General features: G+C 44.0%; 10 protein-coding genes. 6 read left to right on the plus strand and 4 right to left on the minus strand.

Annotation, left to right across the window (positions count from 1 at the left end):
* The first annotated feature begins 216 nt into the window (after positions 1–216).
* The 4 genes from QUA56_RS35855 (at position 217) to QUA56_RS35870 (ending at position 1,761) form a co-directional block, all read left to right on the plus strand.
* Entirely contained in the window at positions 217–399 is a 183-nt protein-coding gene (locus QUA56_RS35855; RefSeq protein WP_333368612.1) for a hypothetical protein, read from the plus strand.
* A gap of 56 nt (positions 400–455) precedes the next feature.
* Positions 456–740, plus strand: a complete 285-nt coding sequence (locus QUA56_RS35860; protein WP_333368614.1) for a DUF2283 domain-containing protein — start codon at positions 456–458, stop codon at positions 738–740.
* A gap of 519 nt (positions 741–1,259) precedes the next feature.
* Positions 1,260–1,490, plus strand: coding sequence for a hypothetical protein (locus QUA56_RS35865; RefSeq protein ID WP_333368617.1), 231 nt, complete (start codon positions 1,260–1,262; stop codon positions 1,488–1,490).
* A complete protein-coding gene (locus tag QUA56_RS35870; protein WP_333368620.1) occupies positions 1,465–1,761 on the plus strand; it encodes a type II toxin-antitoxin system RelE/ParE family toxin in 297 nt (98 codons plus the stop codon). The genes QUA56_RS35865 and QUA56_RS35870 overlap by 26 nt, the downstream gene beginning before the upstream one ends.
* Positions 1,762–1,947: 186 nt before the next feature.
* Here QUA56_RS35870 and QUA56_RS35875 read toward each other — a convergent pair whose 3' ends face one another.
* Complete coding sequence (locus QUA56_RS35875; RefSeq protein WP_333368623.1) at positions 1,948–2,727, minus strand: Tat pathway signal protein; 780 nt, start codon at positions 2,725–2,727, stop codon at positions 1,948–1,950.
* A 3-nt stretch (positions 2,728–2,730) separates the two neighbouring features.
* A complete protein-coding gene (locus QUA56_RS35880; RefSeq protein ID WP_333368626.1) occupies positions 2,731–3,240 on the minus strand; it encodes a hypothetical protein in 510 nt (169 codons plus the stop codon).
* Between the two features lie 154 nt (positions 3,241–3,394).
* On the opposite strand from QUA56_RS35880, the gene QUA56_RS35885 reads away from it, so the two are divergent.
* Positions 3,395–4,765, plus strand: a complete 1,371-nt coding sequence (locus QUA56_RS35885) for an NB-ARC domain-containing protein (RefSeq protein ID WP_333368629.1) — start codon at positions 3,395–3,397, stop codon at positions 4,763–4,765.
* Positions 4,766–4,858: 93 nt separating this feature from the next.
* Here the strand turns inward: QUA56_RS35885 and QUA56_RS35890 are convergent, their stop codons facing one another.
* Positions 4,859–5,086: a type II toxin-antitoxin system HicB family antitoxin gene (locus tag QUA56_RS35890; protein WP_333368631.1), complete on the minus strand. Its 228-nt coding sequence runs from the start codon at positions 5,084–5,086 to the stop codon at positions 4,859–4,861.
* Positions 5,083–5,307: a type II toxin-antitoxin system HicA family toxin gene (locus QUA56_RS35895; RefSeq protein ID WP_333208346.1), complete on the minus strand. Its 225-nt coding sequence runs from the start codon at positions 5,305–5,307 to the stop codon at positions 5,083–5,085. The genes QUA56_RS35890 and QUA56_RS35895 overlap by 4 nt, the downstream gene beginning before the upstream one ends.
* A 307-nt stretch (positions 5,308–5,614) precedes the next feature.
* Between QUA56_RS35895 and ffh the strand changes: the two genes are divergently transcribed.
* Positions 5,615–7,051: a signal recognition particle protein gene (ffh, locus tag QUA56_RS35900; RefSeq protein ID WP_333368634.1), complete on the plus strand. Its 1,437-nt coding sequence runs from the start codon at positions 5,615–5,617 to the stop codon at positions 7,049–7,051.
* The last annotated feature ends 88 nt before the right edge of the window (positions 7,052–7,139 follow it).

Below are 7,139 nucleotides of genomic sequence, written 5' to 3' on the forward strand. Positions count from 1 at the left end.
CTCTTTAGACGTATATATAAAGAGGGCTAAAGCCCAACTACGTACCTATTTCTAGGATGACAATTAATCCACCCTGCGGCCCTCAAGCGTCTGGGTGGTTATGTAAGCTGTCAGTCATACCTCATCTTTTTGAGAAAGGCTATATAATATTATCAAGGATACAGAATAAATCCTACGGTCAAGCCAATCTACTTTTCAACTCATGCCAGAGAGCGAATGCTGCTGCGGGGTGCGGTCGAAAATGAGGTGATTATTGCCATTCGTTCGGGCAACTGGCAACCAGCCAAGCAAGGTAAGTTTTCAGCCCGCGCTCAATTTGATTTCAACAATCAATCTCCCATTAATCAACAGTTTTACGCTTACAAAGCTGTTAAGTCAATTTTTACAGATGCACCGTAAAAAATTGTAGTAGTGACAGTAAATGTCTATTACTTTAACTAACAGGATTAAATCATATGAGAATACGATACGATCGAGAAGTTTATGCTCTATACATAGAGTTACTGTTATTAGCACCTGGAACAGCGGAAAATCGAGAATTGACTGAAGACATTATTGCTGATTACAGTCCTGACGGCAAACTGGCTGGACTAGAAATTCTTGATGCTTCGCAAGTTTTGGGGGAACAACTAAAAGAAATCATTGTCGAAGATGCTTCGGTTGGTGTCATTCATCAACGGGAGCATCCCAATTTGGTAAAAAGCGTTTTTAGGAGTGCGAGCGTCCATAGCGAACGGTAGGGATCGCGAGCGAGACGCTCGCACTGAAAACGATCCAAATATATTATTCTGATGCAACCGTCCACGATCTGAAAGCAAAAATGGGATGCTCCCTTCATCAACTGGCTCTTTTGATGAAGTGAGAAGTAGAAAAACCCTATCGCAATTAATCCTGTAGCGGCGGGTTCACCAACAATATTGGAAACAAACAAACAGGCAAAATAAACCCGCCCCCACCCCAGGGCGAGGCAGGCGCGGGTTTATAAATACCGTGGGTGTGAATTAGAAATACTGGCGAAGGGGCCTCTACAGTCCGATATTTTTTTAATAGAAAGAGGACATAGCAGAAAGAGGACACAGCACTACTGTGTCCCTACCCAATAGCTCGATCGATCTGCTAGGATGGTGCATAAGCTGTTCTGCATTTAAATTGTATGTTAAAAAACAATCAAACTCTTGTGGGGTGGGCGTCTCGCCCGCCCTGAATATACAATTTAAATGCGCGACAGCTTATCTAATAATTTTCCAGAATTATGAACTATGAACACCCAAGAACTTCGCCAGCAGGTAAAGGAATACATAGATGAATTGTCTCCAGAAAGACTGCTCGTTGCTGCTGATTTTTTAGCTTATTTAGCAGAACGTGAAAGCAATCTAGCAACGGAGGAATTATTGCAGATTCCTGGTTTTATAGAGGCTTTTAATAAAGCAAAAAAAGATGTAGCAGCAGGTAAGGTGACTTCCGTTGAGCAACTCAAACGAAAATACTGAGCCAAATATTGATTTATATTCGGTTGTTGTGAGTCTTGATGCTGGGGAGTTTTTTGAAGCAGCATCAGCGTCACTGCAACGGAAGCTGGATAGGTGTTTTGAGATGCTGAAAATCAACCCTCGCACTCATCCAAATATTAAGATGCTCAAAGGTGACTTGGCTGGATATTATCGATATCGGGTTGGAGATTATCGGGTGGTCTATTATATTGATGATGAACAAAAAAAGGTATTTGTCACTATTATTGCTCATCGCCGTGAAGTTTATTAGTGCGATACATGAATTAGGACACAGATACAAAAAGAGGACACAGCAGTGCTGTGTCCCTACGGAATATATGTATTAGGATCTGTCTATCGGCATTTCAGTCCTTTTCAAAGGACTTTCGCTATGAGACGGGGGTTTAAACCCCCGTCGGACCCGATAACAAACGCGAGAATTAATATTACTCTTCCCCTAAAACCTCACCGTCACCAAAATCACCCGCCGAGGCTGATCTTCGGCTTCAATAGTATACTCAACACGCCCAAAACCTTTCGGCCCAGGTTCAACTAAATCGTAGCGAGATGTCACCGTACCTGCGGCTGTATCGTATTGAGCAAAAACAGCACCGGGATTCCTCCCAGCAGACGCATCCGCATCTCCTCCCCAAGAGCCCCAATCATCCAATCGCGATCGAGTTGGCAATACAGAAGCCGCGATTTCTGGAGGTGTTAATCTTTGATCTGCTAAGACTTGTTGAGCGTTATGAATAGCGCACATTGTCGGCCCGGAAATTTTGGCATCGCTGTATTGATCTTCCCACTTTTGTACGAAGCCAAAGCCAACATTCGGGCCGACTTGATCCTGTCTTTGCCGCCCCCACAGCCGACTGGTATCTGATGCAAAATTAGAACCGCTGCCAGTTACCGCTAATTCGGTTCTTTTGCTAGTAAAATTGCGGTTAACAAATTCTTTATCTGCCGTGCGAATAGCGTTGGCTGCCGCTGGTTCTATTTTACTGCTAACATTAGTATTGCCTTGTAAGATTGGTGAGAGAACGCCGGGGATGGGCTGTGCTCCACAATATTTTTGAATACCGTTGAAAACGCGATCGGCTGATAAAGCACTAATCGGAAATTCTAGGGAATAAGCCTCGGCAGGTTTGGGGAAAAAGATGCCGGATGTTGCGGAAGCAGCAAAAGAAGCGCCACCCCAGATGACGATCCGATTAAATTGACGGCGGCTGATACTCATAATTTATCGACTCCCAGGAGAGCGTGTCCCAGGCTCAATTTGAGCTTTAAATAGACGAAGGGTTGCTTCACAATTGGTTGCTCTAGCACACGCAGTTTCTATCGCAAGACTTTTTCCACCGCTAACATTTACTAACAGTGTGCCCACCTGACCAGGGGAAGCTGTTTTAGACTCTACTTGATTTCCATCTAAATAAACAGTTATTGTAATAGGAGCGTTACCTATGGCGGTATCACTTATCCCATATTCCATCCGTAAAGTTCCCGATCCTCCTGAGAGTTTACAAGTAAAAGCTGCATTCGGCCATAAACGCAGAACTGCTGTATAGAGTTCTCTACCTACAGAAATATCTTCACTTACTTTTTGATATTGGCCACTTCCTCTATTAACACAGGTCAGGTCGAGCAAAAAGATCGGGCGCTGGGCATGGGCCACTTGTGCGCCAACAGTCGCTAAAGTAAAAGACAACACCCCAGCAGACAACAAACCGCTGAGCCACCGCACTCGCTTCATATAAATATCCTCTCAACACCTTAATCAATTAATATAAAGGATGAGCTGTGTAGGAAAAGTCCTGACTTTAGATAGATGACAAAATCAAAAATGTCACTATTGTACGAAATGTCAGGTATAATGAATGGCGTAAACTCCAGCTTCTCCCTAATCTATGGATATTGCCGAAGTTTTGACACTGGCAGATGAGCTAATTTTTGCTAAGACGGGCAAGCATTTGGATTACGTGCAAGAAGCTATTTTGCGGGGAACTTTACAAGACACAACTTACACGCAAATCGCTCAAGAAGTTTACTCAAGTCCCAGTCATGTCAGAAATGTCGGATCACAACTTTGGAAAATACTTTCTAAAGGATTAGGAAAAAATATTACTAAAGCAAATTTTAGGACTGTATTAGAGAAGGAAAAAATTTATAATTATCAATTAGCTATAGTTGGCGATAATATTAAAGTTGGCGAGAATGTCACAGTCAATAATAACTTTAACGTTTGTCGTGAAAAAGTGCGATCGCCCAAAACACCCCAAAACCCCCAACCAACAGCAAAACAGCCCCGCATCGACTTAGGCGACGCACCCGAAATCTCGACATTTTTCGATCGCACATCCGAACTCACCACCCTCAAACAATGGATTTTGAAAAACCGCACCCGTCTCATCAGCATCTTAGGATTAAGCGGAAGCGGCAAAAGTGCGATCGCACTCCAACTAATCCAGCACATTCAATATGAATTCGACTGTATAATCTGGCGAAGCCTCCGCAACGCGCCACCCCTACAAACACTCGAAACCGACTTAATTAAATTCCTATCGCAGCAGCAAGAAACCGAGTTACCATATTTGATCGACTATTTGCGATCGCACCGCTGTCTGATCGTACTCGATGATGTGCAAACAATTTTCAGCAGCCAACAACTAGCAGGAAACTACCAACCAGACTATGAAAATTACGGCACTTTCTTCAAACAAATAGCAGAATCATGTCACAACAGTTGCATAGTTTTGCTCAGTTGGGAAAAACCAAGAGAAATTGCAGCATTAGAAAGCCACCCGAAAAATTGTCAAACATTGCAACTCAATAGTTTAGGCGAACCAGCGCGAGAAATATTGAGAGAAAAAGGTTTACTTGAATCAGAAAAATGGTCAGAATTGATTGAACTTTACAACGGCAATCCATTGTGGTTGAATACAGCAGCCGCTGCAATTCAAGACTTATTTAACGGCAATATTTCTGATTTTTTATCCTATAATAGCCTAGTTTTAGGAGACTTAGAATATTTATTGCACCAACATTTTCAGCGTTTGTCAGACTCCGAAAAACAAGTAATGTCATGGTTGGCAAATCAAATCAAAGCAGTCGAAATCTCCAAAAAGCCAGCCCTTCTGGAATTATCCCCTTCAGAATTCCTCAAAGCCGTCGAATCCTTGAGACGGAGGTTATTAATCGAAAAAGTCCAAAAGGGCGATCGCACCCTCTTCACTGTCCAACCGGCGATCGCAGAATACGTAAAAACCAACATCAAATAACTTCAAAACCTCCAACTATAAAAACAATCGCCCTTCTACATAAAAGAGCGATCGCCTGTTTTTTGGGGAAGGGCGATCGCTTCAAATCAATAATCAAGCAAACAGCAAGTTTTCTACTAGAGTTTTAGGTTGTGGGAGAGATTTACCATCTACCTGATATTCTTCAACTAAAAGCTCTAATACCTCTACTGCATTCTGCAAAGCTTCTTCATAGGTATCTCCATGAGTGTGGAACTGCTGAGATGGAAAATCAGGTAAGTGCACTAGGTAGCAGTTATCTTCATCCGACCATTGAATAACAATTATATAAGGTAATTTCATGATTCAGGTTCCTCTTCTTCAATTGCTTTCAATATTCCAATTTTTCGATTAACTTCTCTCTCTAAATACAGTTTGGCATCATCGCCATCATTTCCAGCAATGGTAATTGGTTCATTAGGTAGTAAAGGATGAACCCATCTTGTATGGCTGCCTTTTGCCGAACGATAAGTAAACCCAGCTTTTAGTAGGAGGCTTTTGAGCTCTCGAATCTTTTTGGGCATAAGCAGACATTAAAATTGTGGCAACGTGACGGAAATACTTTAATCCTATTCCAGAAAGTAGGGTTTGTCAAAACGTACCCTACTACATGAATTTGAAGTAGTTTCAGCCTCAATCCGCGTAAAAACTCACATCTTATAGCAGTTTTAAGAACAGGCAAGATGCCTGTTCCACAACACATGAATAATTTGCTTGTGGGGTGGGCTTCTAGCCCGCCCAGAAAAGATTATTGAAAAATTAGCAAAACATTAATCCAAACATCCGCATTTAGCCCTAAAATTAAAAAGACTGACTAGCCAACAATGCCCTATGTTTGAAGCCCTTGCCGATCGACTCGAATCCACCTGGAAAAAACTGCGCGGACAAAATAAAATCTCCGAGTCCAACATCCAAGACGCCCTCAAAGAAGTCCGCCGCGCCCTCCTGGAAGCCGATGTCAACCTCCAAGTCGTCAAAAACTTCATCTCAGAGGTAGCGGCCAAAGCACAAGGCGCAGAAGTCGTTTCAGGCGTCCGTCCCGACCAACAATTCATCAAAATCGTCCACGACGAACTCGTGCGTGTCATGGGGGAAACTAACGTACCCCTCGCCACCGCCGAATCCGGGCCGACAGTGATCCTGATGGCAGGTTTGCAAGGAACCGGGAAAACCACAGCTACCGCCAAACTAGCGCTGCACCTCCGCAAACAAAATCGTACCGCACTGCTAGTGGCAACCGACATTTATCGACCTGCCGCGATCGACCAATTGCTGACCCTCGGCAAACAAATAGATGTACCCGTATTTGAATTAGGCAAAGACATTGACCCCGTAGAAATTGCCCGCCAAGGCATCGAACACGGCAAACAAATCGGCATCGATACCATCATCGTCGATACAGCAGGTCGCCTGCAAATCGACCAAGACATGATGGCAGAATTGGGTCGCATCAAACAAACAGTACAACCCCATGAAACGCTGTTAGTTGTTGATGCCATGACCGGCCAAGAAGCAGCAAATTTAACCCGCACTTTTCACGAACAAATCGGCATTACCGGCGCAATCTTAACCAAATTAGACGGCGACAGCCGCGGCGGTGCAGCTTTATCAGTGCGGCAAATATCCGGCGCGCCGATTAAATTTGTCGGCGTCGGCGAAAAAGTGGAAGCCTTGCAACCATTTTATCCCGATCGCATGGCATCGAGAATACTCGGCATGGGCGATGTCTTGACGCTAGTAGAAAAAGCGCAAGAAGAATTCGACATCGCCGATGCCGAGAAAATGCAAGAGAAAATGCTCACGGCAAAGTTTGACTTTACCGACTTTCTCAAACAAACCAGACTGTTAAAAAACATGGGTTCCCTCGGCGGCATCATGAAAATGATTCCGGGGATGAACAAACTCTCAGACGAACAAATGCGGCAGGGAGAAGTGCAGCTAAAACGCACCGAAGCCATGATCAATTCGATGACAGTTGAAGAACGCCGCAATCCCGAACTTTTAGCAAGTTCTCCATCCCGCCGCCGCCGCATTGGCAAAGGCGCAGGCTACGCTGAAAACGACGTAACTAAACTGGTTAGCGATTTCCAGAAAATGCGTACAATGATGCAGCAAATGAGTCAAGGCAACTTCGCCGGAATGCCCGGAATGCCCGGAATGCCCGGAATGGGCGGCCCCGGAATGCAGCCCGGTTCCCGCGGCTATATGACCCAGCAGAAGAAGAAAAAGAAAAAAGATAAGCCAAAAAAAGGTTTCGGACAGTTGTAGAAAGCATCTGATATAGCAGTTCTCAAATAAGTGAGGTACGTAGTTGGGCTTTAGCCCTCTTAATTGTGCTTATGTAGAGCTAAGCTGT

The sequence above is a fragment of the Microcoleus sp. N3A4 genome, assembly GCF_036701805.1.
GTDB lineage: Bacteria > Cyanobacteriota > Cyanobacteriia > Cyanobacteriales > Microcoleaceae > Microcoleus.